Genomic DNA, 23096 nt, shown 5'->3' with positions numbered 1-23096 from the left:
CGCATCACCAGCCGTCGATGGTCCATTCGTGCAGGACAGTGTCTCCCGCATCGATCGCGATCACGTCGGTGCCGGTCGCGAACGCGTTCGGCGGGCACGTCATCGGTTCCACCGCCACGGCGGTGCCGGAGGTGTACACCTGCACCCAGGGCAGGCGCGAGTGATCGAAGGCGATCGCCGCGCCGGTGCCGGCAGGGGAGTGGACCGCAACCCGGCCCCCGGTGAGGTCCGTGAACGCATGGTCGAGGGCAGCGTCGGCGAGCGCCAGGGCGCCGTCCGCCGCTTCGGCGCCGAGCAGCGCCGAAGCGGGCAGGAGATCGGCGGGCAGCTTGCGGTCATCCACAGCGAGCACGCGGCGCGCCGGCAGGTTCAGGGACCAGCAGGCGGCATCATCTGTTCCGGCGACGAGGTACGGGTGGGGGCACACCCCGTAGGGGGCAGGTGCGCCGCCCCCGAGGGAGACGTCGATGTGGTGCGCCGTTACGCGGGTGGTCAGACCCTGCTCCTCGTGGAGGATGTGCTCGACGTCGATGCTGAGCGGGAACGGGTAGCCGGGGCTCGGCACCAGGTCCAGGTGAAGCGCTGCTCGATCCGCCGCTCGCTCCCGTACGGTGAAGGCGGTGAAGCAGGTCAGGCCGTGCAGGGCGGTGCGGGTGGATGCTTCGGTGACGGGCACGTGGTGGTCGGCGCCGTGCCACGTGTAGTCCCCGTCGGCCAGCCGGTTCGGCCAGGGCGCCACCAGCGCTCCGCGGTACTCCGCGTTGGGAGCATCCACCGGGGCTGGGAGGATGAGGTCGCGGCCGGCGAGGGTGAGCGACTGGACGGCGGCGCCGACGGCGGCGATGCGGGCGCGGTAGTCACCGGCGGCCAGGTCGATCAGCTCACCGGTGAACGGGGTGGAAGCAGTGCCGGTCATGAGGCGTCCTGGTCGCCCTGCGCGGGCGGGGCGATCAGCACCACGTCGAGACGGCGCGGTCCGTGCACGCCGTCCACGCGCTCCAGTTCGATGTCGCTGGTGGCGCTGGGGCCGGAGATCCAGGTCCACGCGGCCGACGGGTCATCCTCACGCATCCGCTGCACGCACGCCGGCACACCCACGACCGTGTCCTCGGGCCGGACCACGACGATGTGATGATCCGGGATGAGGGAGATGATGCGGCGGCCGCCGATGCCGTCGTCCTTCAGCGCAAGAGTGCCGGTCATGGCGATGGCGGTGTGGCAGCCGGTGATGACGGCGTCCACATCATCGAGGGAGCGGGCGTCCAACGAGCCGTGGTCCGCCACCAGCTGCGCCTGCGCGGACGGCAGCCACGCCTCCGGCAGGTCAGGGGCGTGCACGGCGACGGCGCCCTCATCGAGCAGCTCGGCGATGGTGTCGGTGACATCGGCCTCCTCCACCATCTGCACGCCCGCCCCGTACTCGGTGAGGGTCTTCGTCAGTGCGGCGAGGACCTTGTCGATGCCGGTGGTGGTCTCCGCCTTCGCGTCGGGGCCCTGGTAGTCGCGGGGGACGTCCTCGAGCGCGGTGATCGGATTCGGTCGGGGCTGGTCCAGAGCGGTGCGCAGGCGCTGCAGGATCTCGGTCTTCGCGTCGCTCACTTCTGCTCCTTGTTCGAGGCGTCGGCGCTGCGCCGAGCCTTCTCCCTCTTCGTATACCAGGACCGGAACGACTCGCGGGGAACGGGCAGGTCGCGGAACTGCGTCCAGTCACCGATCATCGGCAGCGGCAGGTTCGAGAAGTTGCCGCGGGGCTTCGCGCGGCCGATGAGGGCGGAGGCGCGGACCACGGCGTCGTAGGTGCCGGGGCTGCTCATCAGCTTCGACGCCCCGGCCATCGCCGCATCCCACTGGTTGCGCTTGGCGCCGGCCTCGGCGCGCTCGTCGACATCCCGGGAGCGCAGGTGCACGAGGATCTCAGGAATGTTGATCTTCACGGGGCACACGTCGTAGCAGGCGCCGCAGAGCGAGGATGCGTACGGCAGGGTGGCGTTCGGATTGTCCTCGCCCTCCATCCCGGTCATCTGGGGTGAGAGGATCGCGCCGATGGGGCCGGGGTAGGTGGAGCCGTAGGCGTGTCCGCCGGCGCGTTCGTACACGGGGCAGGCGTTCAGGCAGGCGGAGCATCGGATGCAGTGCAGAGCGGACCGCCCGTGCGGGTCGGACAGGACCGCGGAGCGGCCGTTGTCCAGCAGTACGATGTGCAGATTCTCGGGCCCGTCGGCCGCCTGCGTGCCGGTGAACATCGTGGTGTACGGGTTCATCCGCTCACCGGTGGAGGACCGCGGCAGGAGCTGCAGGAACACTTCGAGGTCCTGGAAGGTGGGGATGAGCTTCTCTATGCCCATCACCGCGATCAGCGTGGACGGCAGGGTCAGGCACATGCGGCCGTTGCCCTCGGACTCGACAATGCTCAGGGTGCCGGTCTCCGCGACCGCGAAGTTCGCGCCGCAGATGGCGGTGTCCATCTGCAGGAACTGTTCGCGCAGGAAACGGCGCGCCGCCGCGGTCAGCTCCTGCGGGTCGTCGCCGAGATCAGCGGGCGCGCCCGGGAGATGGTCGCGGAACAGCTGCTGGATCTGCCGACGGTTGCGGTGGATCGCCGGCACGACGATGTGGCTGGGCGTGTCCCCGGCGAGCTGCACGATCAGTTCGGCGAGGTCCGTCTCCACGGCGGTGATGCCGGCATCGGCGAGGGCCTCGTTCAGGCGGATCTCCTGCGTGGCCATCGACTTCACCTTCAGCACCTTCTCACTGCCCGCGTCGCGGACGAGGGAGGTGACGATGCGGTTCGCCTCGTCGGCGTCGCGCGCCCAGTGGACCGTGCCGCCGGCGGCGGTGAACGCCTCCTCGAACTGCTCCAGCAGCTCCGGGAGGTGGTCGGTGACGTGCCATTTCAGGGCACTGCCGGCGCTGCGCAGCTGCTGGAAGTCCCGCAGTTCGCGCACTGCCTTGGCGCGCTTGGTGCGGATGCCTCCGGCGGCGTGCGCGAGGTTGGCGCGCAGCTGATCGTCCTGCAGTTCGCCCTTCGCGGCGTCGCGGAACCCGTCGGCCCCCATCAGCGCCGACGAGGCGGAGGCGTACGGTGGGCGCACCCGGGGCATTCCGAGGTTCACGGTGGTCATGAGGCCCTCCCCAGAAGAGTCGACGACGGCACGAACGGGTTCTCCTTCGTGCTGTTGAGGATCTGCGCCAGGTGGATCGGCCGTGGCCGCTGCCCCTGCCGGGCGAGCTTGCCGCCGATGTTCATCAGGCAGGAGGCGTCACCGGCGACCACGAAGTCGGCGCCGGACTTCACCACGTTGTTCGCTTTGTCGGTGACCATCGCGTTGGACGTCTCCGCGTTCTTCACCGAGAAGGTGCCGCCGAAGCCGCAGCAGGTGTCGGACTCCGGCAGGTTCACCACGGTGATGCCCTCGACGGCGCGCAGCAGTCGCAGGGGGCGCGGACCGACCTTCAGGAAGCGCATCGAATGGCAGGTGGGGTGGTAGGTGACGGTGTGAGGGAAGTACGCGCCCACGTCGGTCACCTTCAGCACGTCCACGAGCAGTTCGGACAGTTCGTATGTCTTCGCGCTGACGCGGCCGGCGCGCTCCTCGAGGTCGGCATCACGGGCGCGGCGGGCCACCAGGGCGTGCTGGTCGCGGACGGCGCCGGCGCAGGAGCCCGACGGCATCACGACCGCGTCCACGTCCTCCAGCTGCGGTTCGAACACGTCCACGAACTGCCGGACCACGGGCGCGGCCTCGCGGAAGTAGCCGGTGTTGGTGTGCATCTGTCCGCAGCAGGTCTGCCGCTTGTCGAACACGACCTCGTGGCCGAGCCGCTCCAGCAGCTCGACGGTGGAGCGGGCCACATCGGGGGCCATCACGTCCGCCAGGCAGGTGGCCATCAGTGCGATTCTCATCGATCCTCCTCGACGGGGGTGCGGACGCTGGGCGCCGCGGGGGTCGGCGTGGGGGTCACCGGTTGAGGCCGAGGACCTCGGCGGTGCGGTCCAGGGAGGCCGTCGCGGCCGACGGGTCCTGGCTCAGCGGCTTCCGCCAGCTCGGCACCATGGCGCGGACCTTCGGCTCCCAGGTGCTGGAGCGCTGCGGGAACACGGCTTCGAGCATGCGCAGCATGATCTCCACCGAGGTGGACGCGCCGGGGGATGCGCCGAGCATGCCGCCCATGGAGCCGTCAGCGGTGGTGATCAGCTGGGTGCCGAACTGCAGCACGCCGAGCCGGTCCTTGTCGGGGGCGATCACCTGGACGCGCTGACCGGCGGTGATCAGCTCCCAGTCGTCCGCGTTGGCGCTCGGCATGAACTCCTGGAGGGAGGCGACGCGCTGTTTGAAGGTCTTGGTCAGCTCGCTCACCAGGTACGTCATCAGGTCGAGGTTCGGCGGGGCGACGGCCAGCATCTGGCCGATGTTCGAGGGCTTCACCGACCGCAGCAGGTCCGTGTTGGACCCGGTCTTGAGGAACTTCGGCGACCAGCCGGCGTAGGGGCCGAACATCAGCTCGCGGCGGCCGTTGATGTACCGGGTGTCCAGGTGCGGCACGCTCATCGGCGGGGCGCCGACGGCGGCCTTGCCGTACACCTTGGCGCTGTGGTCGGCGACGATGTCCGGGTTCGTGCAGCGCAGCCATTCACCGGAGATCGGGAAGCCGCCGAACCCGCGGATCTCATCGATCCCGGCGTCCTGCATCAGCGGCAGGGCATTGCCGCCGGCGCCGACGAACACGAACGGAGCACGCACCACAGAGACATCGCCGTCCGTGCCACGGGACATCACACCCCAGTCGCGGCCCATGCGGCGCAGAGAGGTGACGGTGCGGCCCGTGCGCACCTCGGTGCCCTGCTTCGACGCGGCATCGAAGAGGATGCGGGTGAGCTCGCCGAAGTTGACGTCGGTGCCGTCCAGCGAACGGGTCGCGGCGATCGATTCGGTCTCCGGGCGCCCCCGGGTGATCAGCGGCGCCCACTCGGACAGTTCCGCGTGACTGGTGGTGTACTCCATGTCGCGGAACAGGGGGTTCTGGGAGAGGGCCTCGTGGCGACGGCGCAGGTAGTCGGCGTTCTCCAGGCCGCGCACGAAGCTGATGTGCGGAACCGAGTGGATGAACGCGGACGGATCGGCGATGCTGCCGGTCTCCACCAGGTGCGACCAGAACTGCCGCGACAGCTGGAACTGCTCGTTGATGCTGATGGCCTTCTTCGGACTGACGGACCCGTCGACGTCCTGCGGAGTGTAGTTCAGTTCGCACAGAGCGGAGTGGCCGGTGCCGGCGTTGTTCCAGCCATCCGATGCCTCCTGGCCCACCTTCGGCAGCTTCTCCAGCACCACGATCCGCCAGTCGGGTTCCAGTTCGGTCAGCAGCGCCGCCAGGGTGGCGCTGGCGATTCCGCCGCCGATCAGCACCGCATCAGCTGTGCTCGCGTTCACTGTTCTCGACGACCGAGTCGGCATCAGACTTCCCTTCACAAGATCGCGTGTCCGTCCCCGATCCTATCGACCGATTGCGTCCGCCGCAGGCAGGTGAGCCGGTCCCGAACCGTTTCACCCTGTGGCGAACAGGAGCGCGTTCCCAGGGGCATCCCGCATAGGCTCGTACCATCTGACGACCAGACTGAGGAGAAGCATGTTCGAACGTTTCACCGACCGTGCCCGTCGCGTCATCGTCCTCGCCCAGGATGAGGCCCGGCTGCTCAACCACAACTACATCGGCACCGAGCACATCCTTCTCGGTCTGATCCACGAGGCCGAGGGCGTCGGCGCCAAGGCCCTGGAGGCGCTCGGCGTCACCCTGGAGGGCGTGCGCGAGCAGGTCCGCGAGATCATCACCGAGGGCTCGCAGGCACCGACCGGGCACATCCCCTTCACTCCGCGCGCGAAGAAGGTGCTGGAGCTGTCGCTGCGCGAAGCGCTGCAGCTCGGGCACGGCTACATCGGCACCGAGCACATCCTGCTCGGCCTGCTGCGCGAGGGCGACGGCGTCGCCGTCAAGGTCCTGACCCGCCTGGGTGCGGAGCCGTCGGCAGTGCGCCAGGAGGTCATCCAGCGCCTGTCCGGCTACCAGGGCAAGGAGACCGTCAACGCCGGCGGCGGCCAGCAGGAGGGCCAGCCCTCCGGTTCGCTCGTGCTCGATCAGTTCGGCCGCAACCTCACGCAGGCTGCGCGCGACAACCAGCTCGACCCGGTGATCGGCCGCGACAAGGAGGCCGAGCGCGTCATGCAGGTGCTCAGCCGCCGCACGAAGAACAACCCGGTCCTCATCGGCGAGCCGGGCGTCGGCAAGAGCGCCGTTGTGGAGGGCCTCGCCCAGGCCATCGTCCGCGGCGACGTGCCCGAGACGCTCAAGGACAAGCAGCTGTACACCCTCGACCTCGGGTCCCTCGTGGCCGGCTCCCGCTACCGCGGCGACTTCGAGGAGCGCCTGAAGAAGGTGCTGAAGGAGATCCGCACCCGCGGCGACATCATCCTGTTCATCGACGAGATCCACACCCTCGTCGGTGCCGGCGCCGCCGAAGGCGCGATCGACGCCGCCAACATCCTCAAGCCGATGCTGGCGCGCGGCGAACTGCAGACCATCGGCGCCACCACCATCGAGGAGTACCGCAAGCACATCGAGAAGGACGCCGCGCTGGAGCGCCGCTTCCAGCCGATCCAGGTGGACGAGCCGTCGATCGCCCACACCGTGGAGATCCTCAAGGGTCTGCGCGACCGCTACGAGGCGCACCACAAGGTGACCATCACCGATGACGCCCTCGTCTCCGCGGCGAACCTTGCCGCCCGGTACATCAACGACCGCTTCCTGCCGGACAAGGCGATCGACCTGATCGATGAGGCCGGCGCGCGCCTGCGCATCCGCCGCCTCACCGTGCCGCCGGAGCTGAAGGCCTACGAATCGAAGATCGAGGAGTCCCGCAAGGCGAAGGAAGCGGCGATCGACTCCCAGGACTTCGAGAAGGCCGCCAGCCTCCGCGATGAGGAGCAGCGCCTCACCGAGGAGCGCAAGGAGAAGGAGAAGGCCTGGCGCGAAGGCGAGAACGACACCGTCTCCGTGGTGACCGAGGACGTCATCGCAGAGGTGCTCGCCGCCTCCACCGGCATCCCAATCATGAAGCTGAACGAGGAGGAGTCCACGCGCCTGCTGCGCATGGAGGACGAACTGCACAAGCGCGTCATCGGCCAGAACGAGGCCGTGCGGGCCCTGTCGCAGTCGATCCGCCGCACCCGCGCCGGCCTCAAGGACCCCAAGCGCCCCGGTGGTTCGTTCATCTTCGCCGGCCCCACGGGTGTCGGCAAGACCGAGCTGGCGAAGGCTCTGGCCGAGTTCCTGTTCGGTGATGAGGAAGCGCTCATCCAGCTCGACATGTCCGAGTTCGGGGAGAAGCACACCTCCTCGCGTCTGTTCGGCTCCCCGCCGGGATACGTCGGCTACGACGAGGGCGGTCAGCTCACCGAGAAGGTGCGCCGCAAGCCGTTCAGCGTGGTCCTGTTCGACGAGGTGGAGAAGGCCCACGCCGACATCTTCAACTCGCTGCTGCAGATCCTCGAGGACGGCCGTCTGACCGACTCGCAGGGCCGCATGGTGGACTTCAAGAACACCGTCATCATCATGACCACCAACCTGGGCACGAAGGACATCGCCAAGGGCGTCTCCATCGGCTTCCAGGCCGGCGGTGACCTCTCCACCGACTACGAGCGGATGAAGGGCAAGGTGCACGAGGAGCTCAAGCAGCACTTCCGCCCCGAGTTCCTCAACCGCGTGGACGACATCGTGGTGTTCCCGCAGCTCGGCCTCGAGGAGATCAAGCAGATCGTGGACCTCATGATCCACAGGCTCGACGACCGCCTCGAAGAGCGCGACATGACGGTGGAGCTCACCGAGCCCGCCAAGCAGCTGCTCGCCGAGAAGGGGTACGACCCGGTCCTCGGTGCCCGGCCGCTGCGCCGCACCATCCAGCGCGACATCGAGGACACCCTCTCCGAGCACATCCTGTTCGGTCGTGTCCACGCCGGCGACGAGATCCTCATCGATGCGCGCGGTGAGGGACCGCTCGGCGAATTCGTGTTCTCCCGCCGGGGCAAGGACGGCACGGTGACCGAACTGGACACCGAGGTGACCGTCGAGAGCCTCAGCGAGAACAGCTGACCTGACAGCGCAGGCGCCCCGTCCGGTTCCGCCGGGCGGGGCGCTGTCGATCCGTGACCGGAGAGCACCGCCCATGACCGCCTGGATGCATCAGCTGGAGGTGTGGATCGCCGGCGTCGCCGACGCCTGGTGGATCCACCTGGTGATGTTCGCGTGCGCGTTCGTGGACGCGTTCTTCCCCACGGTGCCCAGCGAATCCGTGCTCGTCACCCTCGCCTCCCTGTGGTCCTCGGGCGGCACGCCCACTCTGTGGCTGCTCGTCCCGGCAGCCTGGGTCGGCGCGTTCCTCGGAGACAACCTCACGTTCCTCATCGGCCGACGGGTGCCGCTGCACCGCCTGCGGTTCCTTCAGCGCCCGAAGATGCAGGCCGGAATGGAGGCTGCTGAAGCGGGGCTGGAGAGCCACGGGTTCCTGTGGATCATGACCGCCCGCTACATCCCGTTCGGCCGCACAGCCGTCAACCTCTCCGCCGGCGCACTCGGCTACGAGCACCGCAGGTTCCTCAGCCGGTCCCTCGTGGCAACGTTCTGCTGGGCGACCTACGGCGCCGCGGTCGGGGCGATCGCAGGGCAGTGGTTCACCAGCCACCGGCTGATCGGGGTGATCGTCTCGCTGGCGGTGGCGGTGGTGCTGTCGCTGATCATCGAACGGCTCGCGGCGGCGGTCCGAGCGCGATCGCTGCGTCACCGGCGGAGCCCGTCGGCACCCGGTGGACGAGACGATCAGTGAGCAGTGACTGCAGGATGCGCGCAAAGCGGGCGTCATCCGTCGCAGCGGCTCGTTGCAGATCCGCTTCCGAAGCGGCCGCACCCGTCGCCTGGCGCAGGTGCTTCATAACGCGGCCGCGCAGCTGACGGTCCGTGCCGGCGAACTTCTGCACGGGGGAGCGGCGCACCTCGGGAACCCGTCGGCCCTCGACGTTCCAGGTGCAGTGCGCAGCGAGCGGGCAGTCGTCGCAGCGTGGGGACCGGGCGGTGCAGATCAGCGCGCCGAGCTCCATGATGCCTTCGTTCCAGATGACACTGTCGCCCGCGCTCGCCGGCAGCAGCGAATCCGCGAGGGAGCGCTCCGCCGCAGTCGACGACGGCCGCTGGTCGAACTCACCGGAGATGACGCGCCCGATCACGCGCCGGATGTTCGTGTCGAGCACGCGGATCCGCTGACCGAATGCGAAGGACGCGACTGCAGCGGCGGTGTACTCTCCGATGCCGGGCAGGGCGCGCAGGAGCTCCGGGTCGCCGGGGACACGGCCGTTGTGCCGATCTGTGATCGCCTGCGCGCACTCCTGCAGGCGCAGCGCTCGGCGCGGGTAGCCGAGCGAGCCCCATGCCCGCAGAACATCCGCCGGATCGGCGGTGGCGAGGTCGGCGGGGGTGGGCCAGGTCTCCATCCACTCCACCCATGCAGGGGCGACGCGGCCCACCGGGGTCTGCTGGCTCATCACTTCGCTGACGAGCACGCCCCACGGGGAGACCGACGGGCGCCGCCATGGAAGATCGCGACGATGCTCATCGAACCAGTCGGCGATGAGGCGGAACAGGTCGCGTCGCGGCAACGATGCCACTGGTTCTCTCGTGCGGTGGGAGTCGGCGGGGGAGGAGGTCACGACGGCCACTGTACCGGCGCGGACAGCGACGAAGCGGGACCCTCCAGAAGAGGATCCCGCTTCGTGTGCGGTGGGGGCGGTCGCGGCTCAGGCTCGCGAACGCTGACCGAATCGACCGGATGCGATCACTCGTTGACGCGCGGGGTGCCGGTCTGCGGGTGGCGCTGGTCGCCGGCGAGCAGGTCGCGGATCTCGGTGAGCAGAGCGATGTCCTCAGCGACCGGGTCCTCCTCGACGGCCGGCAGGCCCTTGCGGACGCGGGCCATCTGGCGAGCCTTCGCCATCGGGGCGACGAACACGAAGTACACCACGGCGGCGGTGATGAGGAACGTGATCACCGCGGACAGCAGCATGCCGATGTTGATCTGAGTCGCCGGGTTGTCCCGAATGATGCGCGGACCGAAGCCGGCGATGCCGCCGGTGTTGAACACGGAGAGGATCGGGGTGATCACGTAGGTGACGAATGCGCCGACGAGAGCGGTGAAAGCAGAGCCGATGACGACGCCGACGGCCAGGTCGATGACGTTGCCCTGCATGATGAAGTCGCGGAAGCCCTTCATGAGTGTTCCGTTCGAGGAGGGGACGGAACGACCGCAGTGGGCCGATCTTCAGGAAGAGAACCTACCCGATCACCGCGATTGTTGCAGTACCTCTATCCGCGCACTGCGCCGCGGACGACGCCGCATCTGCGGGGATGTCGACCAGTACTGCGGGAGTGCGCGGACTTATTGATCCGGCTGTGATCTCCGTTTCTTCCGGCAGTGCTGCACCCGCGGAATGCACTCGAGCCTCAATGGCGGGCGCTGTCGGTTCGGGGCCGCCCGGACACACGAGGGTGATCGCGGTGCCGGGTGTGAGGAGTGTCAGCAGGGCGTCATCGCGCAGCTGCACGGCGATCACCGCCCGGCCCTCAGCGGGTCTGTGCGACCCGTCCGTCCCGGGTGCTGAGCGTGCATCGGATCCCGATTCGTCCCCATGCCCTGTCCCGCCCGATGCCCCCGCCTCAGCGGCATGCGCTGTGCCGGGGCTGAGGCTGCGCGCCGCCGCCTGCACCCCCTGGGCGAGGATCGCCGTGACCAGGAGCAGGAGGAGGATGCGTCGATGTCGGCGCAGACTCCGACGTGCAGCGGGCAGGCGATCGGTCACACGTGAGAACAGCATGCGCTGATGCTACGAAGGGGCCTCGATGCGCCACGAGGGGCCCGCAGGGACTGGGGATGACTGGAGGTGTGGGCAGCCCGTGGCCGCTCCGCCGCCCCGGTGCACTGGGGGGGTGTCCCTATGTTTCGAGTCAAGCCGCGAGAGCGGTCGGCTCGGGGGTAGGGGCGGTTGTCGGTGGCTGGTAGTAGGTGCCGTCGCGGAGCATGGCGTAGATGACGTTGCAGCGGCGGCGGGCTAGGCAGATCACGGCGGCGTTGTGCCGTTTGCCTTCGGCGCGTTTGCGATCGTAGTAGGCCTTGGAGATGGGGTCGTGGTTGGAGGCGACCCAGGCGGAGTAGAACAGGGCGTTCTTCAGGCGTTTGTTCCCTGACCGGGCGGGGAACTCTCCGCGGATCGAGGTGCCTGATCTGCGGGTGACCGGCGCGATCCCGGCATAGGCCGCGAGGTGGCTGGCGGACTCAAACGCGGAGCCATCACCGATCGCGAGGAGGATCTGGGCGGCGGTCTTGATGCCGATCCCCGGCATGCTCATCAAGACCGAGGCGAGAGGGAAGTCCTCCAGCATGCCCTCCACTTCGTGGGCCACGGTCGCGCGCTGTTCTTTCAGCTCTTTAACCTGGCCAGCGACTCGGGGGATCACCAGCTCAACCGCTGCGGTGGCGGGCACGATGACGGTCTGCTCGCTAAGGGCTGTGAAGATCTGCTCGACCAGCGTCTCGGGGTCGCGGCGTGAATGCGCGCGGGCGAACCGCAGCACCTTCCTTCGGCCGGCACTTCGGAGGCCGGTGGGTCCGCCAAACTTCTCCAGCAGGTCCAGCACGAGCCCAGTGGAAAGCTTCCCGCCTGCGAAGACGCGCTCGAGCGCGGGGTGGATCTGGGTGAGCAGGGACCGGATCCGGTTCAGCGCCCTTGTGGTCTCGTGGGCGAGGTCCTCGTCGAAGCCGGCAAGGACCTTCAGTGCGGAGAGGACCTCGCTGTCGCGATCGACCTGCCGGAGGGTGTGAGGCATGGTGCGGGCCGTGTCGGCGATGATGAACGCGTCGCGCGCATCGGTCTTTGACCTGCCCGGATAGAGGTCCGCGGCCTTCCGCATCGCCAATCCGGGAAGGTAGGCGACTGTGCAGCCGGTATCCCGGGCCACCGCGATCGGCAACGCTCCGATGGTGTTCGGCTGATCGACGACCAGCAGCACTTCGCCGTGGTTCTGCAGCTGGGTGAACAGCTCGCGAAGTTTGGTCTCGTCCTGCGGGAGGGGCTTGTCGAACAGCTTGTTCCCCTCCGGGTCGAGTGCGCACGCGTGGTGAGCTGTCTTCCCGACGTCCAGGCCGATCACGACCGCGAACCCTGTGTTCATGACGCTGTCCTCCTCATCACTGCTGGCCGCAGTCTCGACACCCGATGCCGGCACCCACGTTACGAAGAGACCTCAGACAGAGCTGGGCCGTGTCCCTATCAGCGGTCAACGCGTGTCTCTCGACCGGGCGGCAACACCCCCCGGACCATCAATGGCAGGGCAACAAAGCCATACCCGGCCGAGCGACCAGACCCCGTCCATCGGGGTGCTCACAAGGTAACGGGGAGTCAGGCGTCGTCGGTGAGTACCGCGATGCCGTCCGCTGTTGCAGCGAACCGGATCGGGTAGTCGTGCTCGTCGCGCGGCAGCGTTCCCGCCGGCAGAAGCTCCGACGGGTTCACCGCAGTCACCACGAACGACTCCGTGGACCGGTGCTGAAGAGCGCGGTCGTAGTAGCCCTTGCCGTGGCCGATGCGGGTGCCCGAACGGTCGACCGCCACCGCCGGCGTGATGATCAGATCCGCCGTGGCGAGGCCCTCCACACCGTGGTCCTCACCGGTCGGTTCCGTTCCGAACTTCGCCCCTTCTGATGCCTCCAGTTCGCTGACGCCGTCCCACTCCCTCCAGGTCAGCACATCGCCGTGGTACACCGGCAGCAGGACGGTCGAACCGCCGGTTGCGAGGGTGCGCAGCAGCGCCATGGGATTCGCCTCCGTCGGCAGCGCGCTGTAGCCCGCAACCACGAGGGGGCGCTCGAGGTCACCCAGATGGGAGTCGATGAAGCCCTCCAGGTGGGCGACGAGCGCTTCGGACTCATCACGGTGCCGCTGCGCGCCCTCCGGTGTCGAATAGGCGGAGCGGCGGGCGGCGAGGATCTCTTTGCGCAGCGCCTTCTTGCGGGCGGTGAGGTCGTCGATGTTGCTCATGTCGCCATCCTGGCACGAAGATCAAGGGGTGACCATGAGAGAACCGGGCGGACCTGCCGCCCAGTCCCCGGCCGACGCAGGCGCGCCGCGGCACGAACCGCGGGTCGAGCTTCGGCCCCTGCGCCGCCGCGACCGTCGAGCATTCATCCGTCTGCGGGACCAGAACTGGGAATGGCTCCGCCCCTGGGAGGCCGTGGATCCGTCGGCTGATGCCCCCGCCTCCTCCGCCGCAGTGTTCCGCTCCCTGCGCCGCAGCGACCGGCTCGGCTCCACCGCAACCCTCGCTGTTGAGGTGGAAGGGCGCCTGACCGGCCTGGTCATGATCGGCCCCATGATGTGGGGCGCGGTCAGCACCGCCCCCATCGGCTATTGGATCGAGGAGAGCGCCGCCGGGTGCGGAGTGATGACGCGGGCACTGCGCCTCGCCCTGGACTACTGCTTCGAAGACCTCGCCCTGCACCGCGTCACCGCCCAGATCCAGCCCTCCAACACCGCATCCCTGCGGGTGGCGCACAAGGTCGGGCTGCGCCGTGAGGGCCTGCTGACCGGGTCGATGCACGTCAACGGCGCCTGGCGCGACCACCTGCTGCTCGCCGTGACCGCGGAGGAGCACCGTCCGCTGAATCCGTGAGCGGATTCCATGGGGAGGCCGCGCGTGTCTGACCGGGAAATGACATCGCTGTCATTACCCTGGAACAGTGAACGAATTCAATCTTGGTGCGGTGCTCCTCGTCCTCCTGCTGCTCATGTGGCTGGGGTACGCTGTGCCGCGCATCTCCCGTCGCCGAGAACTGCTCGGTCAGGCGCAGGAGATGAACCAGGAGAGGTTCACCCACACCGCACGCGACCTCACTGGCGGCGTGCGGGCCCGGCAACGATCAGCAAAGGCTTCCCCCATGGCTCACCGCTCCCAGCTGCTCCGTCCCAGCACTCCGATCGACCGCCCGCGCTTCGAGGTTCAGGGCGCAGGCCGTGATCTCGGCGCCGAGGTCATCGCGCCCGTGGAGAACCGTCACCGGCTGCTGACCGCGATCCTGCTGGTCCTGCTGGTCGGAGCACTGGCGCTCACCGGAACCGCCATCGCCGGGCTCACCAGCTGGTGGCTCGCAGCGGGCGTCGCATGGCTCGCCGTCATGTTCGCGACTGCGCTGCGCCTGACCCGAACGCGCCGCCAGCGCCGCGCAGTGCGTCCGGCACGCGTCCAGGAGTCGGCACCCCTCGGCCAGGCGGCCGCCGCGGAAGCCGACGATGCCGGCAGCGGAGCCGGTTCCACTGCGACCGCCGCACAGGCTGAGACCGCGCAGCCGGCTCGCAGCGCCGTGATGGGTCCCGCAGAGCGACACGAACTGTTCCTGCGCGAGATCATCGGCACCGATGCTCGTGAGCAGTCCCAGACCTACCGCTACGGCACCCTGTCCTCCGCCACCGCCCCGCTCGAGTACGCACGCCTCGAGGAGATCGAAGCGGTCGAAGCCGAGACCGCGGATGCGGAGGCCGCCGCCGGAATGACCATCGCCGAGGGCCTTACACTGGATGAGGTGCTCGAGCGCCGCCGCGCCTGAGCCCGCTGGCCCGAGGGTGCGCCGGGCTGAGCGCGTCAGACAGCCGCCTCCTGAGGAAAGGGCCGTGCACCGTGGCACATCTTCGCAGCGACCGCCCCCTGCCGTTCGATGAGCTGGACGCCGTCCTCCGGCAGGCCGGGCTCACCCACCGCCCCGTCGGCGTCGTCGACCTCGACGCCTTCGAGGACAACATCGCCGCCATGCGCCGCCGCACCGGCGGCCTCCCCATCCGAGTCGCCACGAAGTCCCTCCGAGTCCGCTCCCTCATCAGCACGGCGGAAGCAGCCGAGGGCTACTCCGGCCTGCTGTGCTTCACCCTGGACGAAGCACTGTGGCTGCACAGTCGGGGCCACCAGGACATCGTGGTCGCCTATCCCACCGCGGACACCGCAGCGATCCAGCGCCTCGCTCAGCACGACAGCGCCCGCGCCGCCATCACCCTCATGGTGGATTCGAGGCCGCACCTCGACCTGATCGAAACCGCCATCGGCGCCGCCTCGAGCAGCACCGCCCCGATCCGCGTGGCGATCGACATGGACGTCGCCTACCAGCCTCTGAAGGGCCTCCACATCGGAGCCCTGCGGTCCCCGCTGCGCACACCCGAGGACATGCTGGGCCTCGCCCGAGAGATCAGCCGCCGCCCCGCCCTTCGCCTGGTCGGCATCATGGCGTATGAGGGCCAGATCGCCGGGGTCGGCAACCTCGGGCCCCGCCGGGCCGTAGTCCGCCTGATGCAGCGCGCCTCCAGCCAGGAGATCCTGCACCGCCGCGGCGCCGCTGTCCGCGCCGTCGCAGGCGAGTTCGACCTCGAATTCGTCAACGGCGGCGGAACCGGCTCCATCGAGACCACGTCCCAGGACCCCGTGATCACCGAGATCGGAGCCGGGTCCGGGCTGCTGGCATCCGCCCTCTTCGACGAATACAGTGCGTTCACCCCGCGGCCGGCCCTGTTCTTCGGCTTCGCCGTTGTGCGCCGACCAGCGCCGAAGGTCGCCACCATCACCGGCGGCGGGATCATCGCCAGCGGTGTCCCCGGGCCGGACAGGCTTCCGCGCGTGGTGCACCCAGCGGGCCTGCGGTTCAGCCGTCAGGAGGGCGCCGGCGAAGTGCAGAGCCCAGTGGTCGGAGAAGCGGCAGAGCACCTGCGGGTCGGGGATACAGTATGGCTCAGGTGCGCGAAGGCGGGGGAGCCCGCGGAGCGCTTCTCGCAGTATGCACTGGTGCGCGGCACGGAAGTGGTGGACGTGGTCCCCACCTACCGCGGTGAGCATCAGCTGTTCCTCTGATCCGAAAGGACGGTCCGCCGATGACCCCACTGCCGCTCGCTGACAAGCGCACCCTCACCTCGAACTGGTCCGGCAGCGTGGACTTCTCAGCGGCCGACGTCGAGCACCCCGGCACCGAGAGTGCGGTCATCCACCACATCGCCCGCGCCACCGCCCACGGCCACAGCCTGCGCCCCATCGGCGCCGGCCATTCCTTCTCACCGCTGTGCGAGACCGACGGAACCCTCCTCACCCTCGACAACCACCGCGGCCTGGTCAAAGTCGACCGCGCCACCGGTGACGCCACCTTCCGCGCCGGCACCCGCCTGATGGAGATCGGTCCCGCGCTCGCGCGCCACGGCCGCGCCATGATCAACATGGGCGATGTGGACGCGCAGTCCATCGCCGGCGCCATCTCGACCGGCACCCATGGCATGGGCCACCAGATGCAGGGCCTCGCCGCCACCGTGACGGGCCTGCGGATCGCGCTCGCCAGCGGTGACGTGGTGTGGGCGGACAAGGACACCAACCCGCGCCTGTTCGAAGCGGCCCGTCTCAGCCTGGGGGTCATCGGCATCATCCTGGAGGTTCGGATGGCGACCGCCCCCGCTTTCCGGCTGGAGAGCAGGGACGAGAACCTCCCGGTCGACGACGCCGTAGCCGGATTCCTCCAGTCCAGCACGCAGGCCGACCACCAGGAGATCTTCTGGTTCCCCGGCTCGACCCGCGCCACGCTGCACACCATGCACCGACGGGAGGCCGGCGCCCGTCGGTCCCGCCCCAACCGGGTCTCCAGCTTCGTGAGCCGTGAACTGCTCGCCAACGGCGTGTGGGAGATCATGTGCCGCGCCGGCACCCGGTCACCTCGGGTTGCACCCGCCCTCGCCGATGTCGCCTCACGGTTCTTCCCGGGCGCCGCCGTCACCGACGACTCCCACACCGTGTTCACCGCCCCGCGCCGCGTCCGCTTCCACGAAGCGGAGTACGCGATCGCCGCGGAGGCGTTCCCGGAGGCGTTCGGCAAGGTCCGCGCCCGCATCCACCGGGAGTTCCGGGACGTGCTGTTCCCGCTGGAGATCCGCCGCGCCGCCGCGGACGATGTCTGGATGTCCACGTGCTACGACCGAGACACCATCTACATCGCCGCGCACACCTACCACCGGCGCGACGGCTACGCCTTCCAGCAGGCGGTGCAGGAGGAGCTGATGGAGTTCGACCCGCGTCCGCACTGGGGGAAGATGCACTGGCTGGACGCCGACTACTTCGCCCGCGTCTACCCGCGCTTCGACGACTTCCGCACGGTCCGTGCCGAAGTGGACCCGAAGGGCATCTTCCTCAACGACCACACCCGCACCGTCCTGGACGTCTGAGGGCGCGCCGACGGGTGCCTGAGAGGATGGATGCATGACTTCAGCATCCGTCCCCACCATCACCTCACTCGTCGACGCGGCGCGCGCCGCCGCCAGCGCAGCGGCCGACTACCAGCGCGGCCTGGACCGCTCGGCTATCGACCGTGAATACAAGCTCAACGCACACGACATCGTCACTGAGCATGACAAGCGCTCCGAACAGATCATCGTCGACGCGCTCAGCGCCGCTGTGCCCGATGCCCGCATCCTCGGTGAGGAGAGCGGCCACCAGGGCGGTGACGGCCCGGTGGCGTTCATCGTGGACCCGATCGACGGCACGTCGAACTTCGCCGCCGGCCTGCCGCTGTTCTGCGTGTCCATCGGCATCGAGATCGATGGAGCCCTCGTCGGCGGGGTGATCAACGCCCCGATCCTCCACCAGGAGTTCTTCTCCGATGACACCGGGGCGTACCTCAACGGTGAGAGGCTGGGCCCGCACACGATGAAGCCGCAGCAGGATTCGCTGGTGCTGTCCTCGTTCCCCGGCAACCGCGACTTCAGCGACCACCCCGACATCGCCCTCGACCTGGCGGGTGCGCTGCGCAGCGACACCAGCGCGCTGCGCAGCCTCGGCACCGCGGCCCTGGAGCTCGCCTATGTGGCGGCGGGCTGGGCGGACGCGGCGATGCTGCTGAGCATCAAGCCGTGGGACGTGGCCGCGGGCTTCCACCTGGTGCAGCAGGCGGGCGGGTCGGTCCGGGCCTGGTCCGGCGAGCCCGGCGTCGAGTCAGACGGAGGTATGACCCCGCTGCACATGCGCCCTGCCTACGTCGCATGTGCGGGGCAGGACCGCCTGCCTACGCTGGACCTGATCGCTGAGCGCGTGCATTCGCACCGCGCCGGCGCCTCACCCAACTGACCAGGAGGTTGCCATGAGCAGCGCCATCCCACCGCACAACCCCAACAGTCCCAATCCCTCGCAGCCCGACGAGTACGGCTACGGCCAGCAGGGCCCGCACGCACAGAACTCAAACGAACAGCACGCAGGCCATGGCCAGCAGCCGCATGCTCAGCAGGCTCCCTACGCTCATCAGCCGTCGGCCGCGCAGGGGGCGCAGGCGCCGCTGTCCGACTCCGATGCCCGTCTCTGGGCGATCCTCGCGCACCTGTCGATGCTGATCGGCAGCCTCGCGTCGGTCGGCTACCTCGGCTGGCTGGGACCGCTGGTGATCCTGCTGGTGTTCGGCAGCCGCAGTCCGTTCGTGCGGCAGGCCGCCGCCGGCGCCCTCAACTTCGCCATCACCATCTTCATCGCGCAGGTGGTCCTCGGCATCATCGCCGCCATCGGCTGGATCCTCGTGTGGGTCCTGGTCGGCCTCATCCCGCTGGCAATCGCCGGCCTCGGCCTGGTGATCGTATGGGTGGTCTCGATCATCGTTCCGATCCTCGCCGCGGTCACGGCGAACAGGGGCGAGGCCTACCGCTACCCGCTGACCTGGCACATCATCTCGTGAACGTGTGAACCGCGCACGGCGCAGAACGAAGGGGCGGGGCCGAGGAGACATCTCCTCGGCCCCGCCCCTTCCTGTGCCCCCACGACCGCGCCGGTCGTCGGCCCCAGCGTGGGGAGCGGAACTCACTCGGTGAGCGCGTCCGTGTCGTCGTCCACCCAGTCGAAGGTGCGCTCCACAGCCTTGCGCCACACGCGCATGGAGCGCTCGCGGGTCTCCTCGTCCATGGCGGGCTCCCAGCGGGTGTCCTCGGACCAGTTGTCGATGACGTCCTGCTCTGACTTCCAGAAACCGACCGCGAGGCCGGCGGCGTAGGCGGCGCCGAGGGCGGTGGTCTCCACGACCTTCGGTCGGACCACATCCACGTCCAGAAGGTCCGCCTGGAACTGCATGAGGGTCTCGTTGACGGTCATGCCGCCGTCGACCTTCAGCTCCTTCAGCGGCACGTCCGCATCCTGGTTCATCGCCTCGACCAGTTCCGCGGACTGGAACGCGGTGGACTCCAGGACGGCGCGGGCGATGTGGTTCTTGGTGACGAAGCGGGTCAGGCCCACGATTGCGCCGCGCGCATCATCGCGCCAGTACGGGGCGAACAGGCCGGAGAACGCAGGCACCACGTACACGCCGCCGTTGTTGTCGACCTTCTTCGCGAGGGTCTCAACCTCGGGGGCGTCCTTGATCAGGCCGAGGTTGTCGCGCACCCACTGCACGAGGGAGCCGGTGACGGCAACCGACCCCTCCAGGGCGTAGACCGGCTTGTTGTCGCCGAGCTGGTACAGCACGGTGGTCAGCAGGCCGTTCTCGGAGTGGACGATCTCCTCGCCGGTGTTCATCAGCAGGAAGTTGCCGGTGCCGTAGGTGTTCTTCGCCTGGCCGACCTCGAAGCACGCCTGGCCGAAGGTGGCGGCCTGCTGGTCGCCGAGGATGCCGGCGAACTTCGCGCCGATCAGCAGGGAGTTCTTCGACCCCTCGCCGTAGACCTCGGAGGAGGAGCGGATCTCGGGCAGCATCGACATCGGAATGCCCATGTCCTTGCAGATGGACTCCTCCCAGTTGAGGGTCTTCAGGTTCATGAGCATGGTGCGCGAGGCGTTCGTGACATCGGTGATGTGCAGGCCGTCCTTGGTGCCGCCGGTGAGGTTCCACAGCACCCAGGTGTCGGTGGTGCCGAACATGAGGTCACCGGCTTCGGCCTTCTCGCGGGCACCGTCGACGTTGTCGAGGATCCACTTCACCTTCGGGCCGGAGAAGTAGGTGGCCAGCGGCAGGCCGACGATGTCCTTGTACTTCTCCGGGTCGCCGCCGCCGAGCTCCTCCACGATCTTCTTCGTGCGGGTGTCCTGCCAGACGATGGCGTTGTAGATCGGTTTGCCGGTGGTGCGGTCCCATACCACAGCGGTTTCGCGCTGGTTGGTGATGCCGACCGCGGCGATCTGGTGGCGGTTGATGTCGGCGCGGGACAGGGCCGTGCCGATGACTTCGCGGACGTTCTTGATGATCTCCACCGGATCGTGCTCAACCCAGCCGGACTTCGGGAAGATCTGCTCGTGCTCCATCTGGCCGACCGAGACGATCTCGCCGGCGTGGTTGAAGATGATCGCGCGCGAGGACGTGGTGCCCTGGTCGATCGAGAGGATGAACTTCTCCTGGGACATGATGGTCTCCTTCAGGGGCTTCTCTGCCCGTTGACGGTTCTGTGACAGGTCAGTTGGCGACGAGGACGGTGGACACGAGGCCGGCGAGGACACCGCCGACGATCGGGCCGGCGATCGGCACCCACGAGTACGCCCAATCGCTGCCGCCCTTGCCGGGGATCGGCAGCACGGCGTGCGCGAGGCGGGGGCCGAGGTCACGGGCCGGGTTGATGGCGTAGCCGGTGGGACCGCCGAGCGACGCGCCGATGGCGAGCACCAGCAGGGTCACCGGCAGCGGGCCGAGCTCGGTGGGAGTCGAGCCGAACATGATGATGACCAGCACAAGGACGAAGGTGGCGATGGCCTCGGTGACGAAGTTCCAGCCGTAGGAGCGGATCTCCGGGCCGGTGGCGAAGGTGCCGAGGATGAGGGCCTGGTCCTGCTCCTGGTCGTAGTGCTTCTTGTAGGTCATCCACGCGAGGACAGCGCCGATGAAGGCGCCGATCAGCTGCGCGAGGAGGTAGGCGATCGTGTTGCCGAAGGTCACGGGGATGCCGGGTGCGTATTCGGCGGCGCCGCTGGCGAGCAGGCCGAACGTGACGGCGGGGTTGATGTGCGCGCCTGTTTTGAAGGCCACATAGACACCGCAGAAGACGCCGAGCGCCCAGCCCACGTTGATCAGCAGCCAGCCGCCGCCGAAGCCCTTGGTCTTGCCGATGATGACGTTGGCGACGACGCCGACGCCCAGCAGGGTCAGCACCGCTGTACCGGCGATTTCATACAGGAAGATCTCTCCCATGGGTTCTCCTCATTGAGACTGCGGCCGCGTGTGCGGCGGTGGAAGGGTGGGGTCGAAGGGACAGGGACAGGTGGGCGGCCGGCCCGCCGCGGGGGAGGGCCGGCCGCAGGCGCGCTCAGATCAGCGCGGGGACTTCGGGGACGGGCTCCACGAGGGCGGCGGCCTCAGCATCGGTCTGCACGTCTTCGGCATCCAGATGCGCCTGGATGTACGCGCGGTAGGTGTCGACCTCGCAGACGCGGCGCGCCTCCGACCAGTCGAGCTCCGCGGCGACGATGCGGGAGGCTTCGTCGGCCGCGTCGACTCCCCGGTCGGTGACCTCATAGATGAGGCGGGTGCGCCGGGCGAGGACATCGGCGAGGTGCTCCGCGCCTTCTGCACGGGCGGCGTAGGCCACTTCGGCGCGCAGGTAGCGCGGGGCGCTCTCCAGCGGCTTCGCCAGAGACGGGTCCTCCTCCATCATCGCGAACAGCTCGCCCAGCAGGGAGCCGTATCGGGTGAGGAGTCGTTCGGTGCGGATCGCATCGAAGCCGAACTCGCGGGCGCGGCGCTCGGCGTGCAGGCGCATCTCCTCGAACCCGTCACCGCCGATGATGGGGATCTGCTTCGTCCGCGTCTTCGGCGCATCGGCCTGGCCGCGCAGCGCGAAGTCGACCACGTCCTCCGCCATCACGCGGTAGGTGGTGAACTTTCCGCCGGCGATGGCGGACATCCCCTCGCGCACCTCCATCACGGTGTGCTCGCGGGAGACCTTCGCCGAGGACTCCTCGTTCGTCGAGACCGGCTGCAGCAAGGGGCGAAGGCCTGCGAAGACGCCGAGGACGTCGTCGCGCCGGAGCGGCCTCTTCAGCACGGCGTTGGCATGCTCGAGCACGTAGTCGATGTCGGCGCTGGTGGCCGAGGGGTGCGCGACGTCCTGCTTCCAGGGCGTATCGGTGGTGCCGATGATCCAGTACTCGTCCCACGGAATGATGAACAGGACCGACTTCTCGGTCTGGGTGATGACCCCGGTGTGCTCTTCGGCCTGGATGGCGTCGCGCGGCACCGTGATGTGGATGCCCTTGGAGGCGAGCACCTCGAGTCCCTGACCGGCGTCGACTCGGTCCTGCTCGTCGCCGGTCCACACGCCGCCGGCGAGGATGACGTGCTCAGCGTGCACCGTGTACTGATCACCGGTGAGCAGGTCGGTGAGCTCCACGCCGATGACCCGTTCCCCGCGGCGCAGATAGTCGGTGACGCGGGTGTAGGAGGTGGCGTGGGCGCCGAGGTTGACGGCGGAGCGCACCAGCATCATGGTGACGCGGGCGTCGTCCATTGTGGCGTCGTAGTACTCGATGCCGCCGCGGTTCTTCGCCGGGTCGAGGCCCGAGAAGTGCTTCTGCAGCTTCTTCGGGAACAGGTGGCGGTGCATCGGAACGGCGCGGTGGCCGGTCTGCATCGCGTCGTACAGAGCGATACCGGAGCCGATGAAGGCGCGTTCGGCGATGTTCTTCATCGGGAACACGAAGCTGACGGGCTGGACCAGGTGAGGCGCCGTGGTGGTCAGCAGCAGGTCGCGTTCGCGCAGCGCTTCGGCGACGAGTTTGAAGTCGAGCATCTGCAGGTAGCGCAGGCCTCCGTGCATGAGCTTCGAGGAACGGGAGGAGGTGCCGGTGGCCCAGTCCTGCATCTCGGCGACGCCGACGCTGAGCCCGCGGGTCGCCGCGTCGAATGCGGCGCCGGCGCCGTTGATGCCGCCGCCCACGATGAAGATGTCCAAGGGGTTCTCGGCCGTGGCGGCGGAGTAGGCCTCGAATGCTGACCTGCGTGCCTCGGCGTTGAGGGGTGCCTTCAGAGAGGGAGTCAC

The 23096-nt window shown here is 68.7% G+C and carries 20 protein-coding genes; 8 read left to right on the top strand and 12 right to left on the bottom strand.

Annotated elements, in window-relative coordinates:
- Positions 1-4: 4 nt before the first annotated feature.
- From FHX50_RS04635 to FHX50_RS04615, 5 genes are read right to left on the bottom strand one after another with little or no spacing between them, the layout of a single operon-like run.
- Positions 5-916: an aldose epimerase family protein gene (locus FHX50_RS04635; RefSeq protein ID WP_183374861.1), complete on the bottom strand. Its 912-nt coding sequence runs from the start codon at positions 914-916 to the stop codon at positions 5-7.
- On the bottom strand, positions 913-1599 hold the full coding sequence (locus FHX50_RS04630; RefSeq protein WP_343064040.1) for a LutC/YkgG family protein: 687 nt from the start codon (positions 1597-1599) through the stop codon (positions 913-915). Before FHX50_RS04630 ends, FHX50_RS04635 begins: the two co-directional genes overlap by 4 nt.
- The gene (locus FHX50_RS04625) at positions 1596-3122 is read right to left on the bottom strand and encodes a LutB/LldF family L-lactate oxidation iron-sulfur protein (protein WP_183374860.1); all 1527 of its coding nucleotides are present in this window, start codon (positions 3120-3122) and stop codon (positions 1596-1598) included. The genes FHX50_RS04630 and FHX50_RS04625 overlap by 4 nt, the downstream gene beginning before the upstream one ends.
- Positions 3119-3904 carry a (Fe-S)-binding protein gene (locus FHX50_RS04620; RefSeq protein ID WP_183374859.1) on the bottom strand — a complete coding sequence of 262 codons (786 nt, stop codon included), beginning with the start codon at positions 3902-3904 and terminating at the stop codon, positions 3119-3121. Before FHX50_RS04620 ends, FHX50_RS04625 begins: the two co-directional genes overlap by 4 nt.
- 55 nt (positions 3905-3959) lie before the next feature.
- The gene (locus FHX50_RS04615; RefSeq protein ID WP_183374858.1) at positions 3960-5453 is read right to left on the bottom strand and encodes a malate:quinone oxidoreductase; all 1494 of its coding nucleotides are present in this window, start codon (positions 5451-5453) and stop codon (positions 3960-3962) included.
- A 172-nt stretch (positions 5454-5625) separates the two neighbouring features.
- Between FHX50_RS04615 and FHX50_RS04610 the strand changes: the two genes are divergently transcribed.
- Positions 5626-8142 (top strand): ATP-dependent Clp protease ATP-binding subunit, encoded by a 2517-nt coding sequence (locus FHX50_RS04610; RefSeq protein WP_183374857.1) that lies wholly within the window; start codon positions 5626-5628, stop codon positions 8140-8142.
- A 73-nt stretch (positions 8143-8215) separates the two neighbouring features.
- The gene (locus FHX50_RS04605; protein ID WP_239374273.1) at positions 8216-8872 is read left to right on the top strand and encodes a DedA family protein; all 657 of its coding nucleotides are present in this window, start codon (positions 8216-8218) and stop codon (positions 8870-8872) included.
- On the opposite strand, the gene FHX50_RS04600 is transcribed toward FHX50_RS04605, so the two are convergent.
- The 4 genes from FHX50_RS04600 to FHX50_RS04585 all read right to left on the bottom strand — a co-directional run bounded on the left by FHX50_RS04600 (position 8784) and on the right by FHX50_RS04585 (position 13130).
- Positions 8784-9749, bottom strand: coding sequence for an HhH-GPD family protein (locus tag FHX50_RS04600; RefSeq protein ID WP_285262188.1), 966 nt, complete (start codon positions 9747-9749; stop codon positions 8784-8786). The two genes, FHX50_RS04605 and FHX50_RS04600, sit on opposite strands and share 89 nt — an antisense overlap.
- A gap of 125 nt (positions 9750-9874) precedes the next feature.
- The gene (gene mscL / locus FHX50_RS04595; protein WP_183374856.1) at positions 9875-10309 is read right to left on the bottom strand and encodes a large conductance mechanosensitive channel protein MscL; all 435 of its coding nucleotides are present in this window, start codon (positions 10307-10309) and stop codon (positions 9875-9877) included.
- A 731-nt stretch (positions 10310-11040) separates the two neighbouring features.
- Entirely contained in the window at positions 11041-12264 is a 1224-nt protein-coding gene (locus FHX50_RS04590; RefSeq protein ID WP_183375371.1) for an IS110 family RNA-guided transposase, read from the bottom strand.
- A gap of 227 nt (positions 12265-12491) precedes the next feature.
- Entirely contained in the window at positions 12492-13130 is a 639-nt protein-coding gene (locus tag FHX50_RS04585; RefSeq protein ID WP_183374854.1) for a 5-formyltetrahydrofolate cyclo-ligase, read from the bottom strand.
- A gap of 34 nt (positions 13131-13164) precedes the next feature.
- Here FHX50_RS04585 and FHX50_RS04580 point away from each other — a divergent pair, with 34 nt between their 5' ends.
- From FHX50_RS04580 to FHX50_RS04555, 6 genes are all read left to right on the top strand, one after another.
- Positions 13165-13761: a GNAT family N-acetyltransferase gene (locus tag FHX50_RS04580; protein ID WP_183374852.1), complete on the top strand. Its 597-nt coding sequence runs from the start codon at positions 13165-13167 to the stop codon at positions 13759-13761.
- A 67-nt stretch (positions 13762-13828) separates the two neighbouring features.
- The gene (locus FHX50_RS04575; RefSeq protein WP_183374850.1) at positions 13829-14692 is read left to right on the top strand and encodes a hypothetical protein; all 864 of its coding nucleotides are present in this window, start codon (positions 13829-13831) and stop codon (positions 14690-14692) included.
- A gap of 71 nt (positions 14693-14763) precedes the next feature.
- Positions 14764-15978, top strand: coding sequence for an alanine racemase (locus FHX50_RS04570; protein WP_343064039.1), 1215 nt, complete (start codon positions 14764-14766; stop codon positions 15976-15978).
- A gap of 20 nt (positions 15979-15998) precedes the next feature.
- Positions 15999-17327 carry a D-arabinono-1,4-lactone oxidase gene (locus FHX50_RS04565; protein ID WP_183374848.1) on the top strand — a complete coding sequence of 443 codons (1329 nt, stop codon included), beginning with the start codon at positions 15999-16001 and terminating at the stop codon, positions 17325-17327.
- A 34-nt stretch (positions 17328-17361) separates the two neighbouring features.
- Positions 17362-18225, top strand: coding sequence for an inositol monophosphatase family protein (locus FHX50_RS04560; protein ID WP_183374846.1), 864 nt, complete (start codon positions 17362-17364; stop codon positions 18223-18225).
- A 13-nt stretch (positions 18226-18238) separates the two neighbouring features.
- Entirely contained in the window at positions 18239-18820 is a 582-nt protein-coding gene (locus tag FHX50_RS04555; RefSeq protein WP_183374844.1) for a DUF4870 domain-containing protein, read from the top strand.
- 122 nt (positions 18821-18942) lie between these two features.
- Here the strand turns inward: FHX50_RS04555 and glpK are convergent, their stop codons facing one another.
- The 3 genes from glpK to FHX50_RS04540 form a co-directional block, all read right to left on the bottom strand.
- On the bottom strand, positions 18943-20472 hold the full coding sequence (glpK, locus tag FHX50_RS04550) for a glycerol kinase GlpK (protein WP_183374842.1): 1530 nt from the start codon (positions 20470-20472) through the stop codon (positions 18943-18945).
- A 49-nt stretch (positions 20473-20521) separates the two neighbouring features.
- Positions 20522-21250 (bottom strand): MIP/aquaporin family protein, encoded by a 729-nt coding sequence (locus FHX50_RS04545; protein ID WP_183374840.1) that lies wholly within the window; start codon positions 21248-21250, stop codon positions 20522-20524.
- A 115-nt stretch (positions 21251-21365) separates the two neighbouring features.
- Positions 21366-23096, bottom strand: coding sequence for an FAD-dependent oxidoreductase (locus FHX50_RS04540; RefSeq protein ID WP_183374838.1), 1731 nt, complete (start codon positions 23094-23096; stop codon positions 21366-21368).

It is taken from the genome of Helcobacillus massiliensis, from assembly GCF_014191425.1.
Lineage (GTDB): Bacteria > Actinomycetota > Actinomycetes > Actinomycetales > Dermabacteraceae > Helcobacillus > Helcobacillus massiliensis.
This window is presented reverse-complemented; position numbering and strand designations above follow the sequence as displayed.

Excerpts from the sequence above, each read along its gene's own strand:
- FHX50_RS04585 (WP_183374854.1), bottom strand. The coding sequence starts at position 13,130 with ATGAGCAACATCGACGACCTCACCGCCCGCAAGAAGGCGCTGCGCAAA.
- FHX50_RS04545 (WP_183374840.1), bottom strand. The coding sequence starts at position 21,250 with ATGGGAGAGATCTTCCTGTATGAAATCGCCGGTACAGCGGTGCTGACC.
- FHX50_RS04610 (WP_183374857.1), top strand. The coding sequence starts at position 5,626 with ATGTTCGAACGTTTCACCGACCGTGCCCGTCGCGTCATCGTCCTCGCC.
- FHX50_RS04590 (WP_183375371.1), bottom strand. The coding sequence starts at position 12,264 with ATGAACACAGGGTTCGCGGTCGTGATCGGCCTGGACGTCGGGAAGACA.
- FHX50_RS04635 (WP_183374861.1), bottom strand. The coding sequence starts at position 916 with ATGACCGGCACTGCTTCCACCCCGTTCACCGGTGAGCTGATCGACCTG.
- FHX50_RS04625 (WP_183374860.1), bottom strand. The coding sequence starts at position 3,122 with ATGACCACCGTGAACCTCGGAATGCCCCGGGTGCGCCCACCGTACGCC.
- FHX50_RS04620 (WP_183374859.1), bottom strand. The coding sequence starts at position 3,904 with ATGAGAATCGCACTGATGGCCACCTGCCTGGCGGACGTGATGGCCCCC.
- FHX50_RS04555 (WP_183374844.1), top strand. The coding sequence starts at position 18,239 with ATGAGCAGCGCCATCCCACCGCACAACCCCAACAGTCCCAATCCCTCG.
- FHX50_RS04605 (WP_239374273.1), top strand. The coding sequence starts at position 8,216 with ATGACCGCCTGGATGCATCAGCTGGAGGTGTGGATCGCCGGCGTCGCC.
- glpK (WP_183374842.1), bottom strand. The coding sequence starts at position 20,472 with ATGTCCCAGGAGAAGTTCATCCTCTCGATCGACCAGGGCACCACGTCC.
- mscL (WP_183374856.1), bottom strand. The coding sequence starts at position 10,309 with ATGAAGGGCTTCCGCGACTTCATCATGCAGGGCAACGTCATCGACCTG.
- FHX50_RS04580 (WP_183374852.1), top strand. The coding sequence starts at position 13,165 with ATGAGAGAACCGGGCGGACCTGCCGCCCAGTCCCCGGCCGACGCAGGC.
- FHX50_RS04615 (WP_183374858.1), bottom strand. The coding sequence starts at position 5,453 with ATGCCGACTCGGTCGTCGAGAACAGTGAACGCGAGCACAGCTGATGCG.
- FHX50_RS04565 (WP_183374848.1), top strand. The coding sequence starts at position 15,999 with ATGACCCCACTGCCGCTCGCTGACAAGCGCACCCTCACCTCGAACTGG.
- FHX50_RS04560 (WP_183374846.1), top strand. The coding sequence starts at position 17,362 with ATGACTTCAGCATCCGTCCCCACCATCACCTCACTCGTCGACGCGGCG.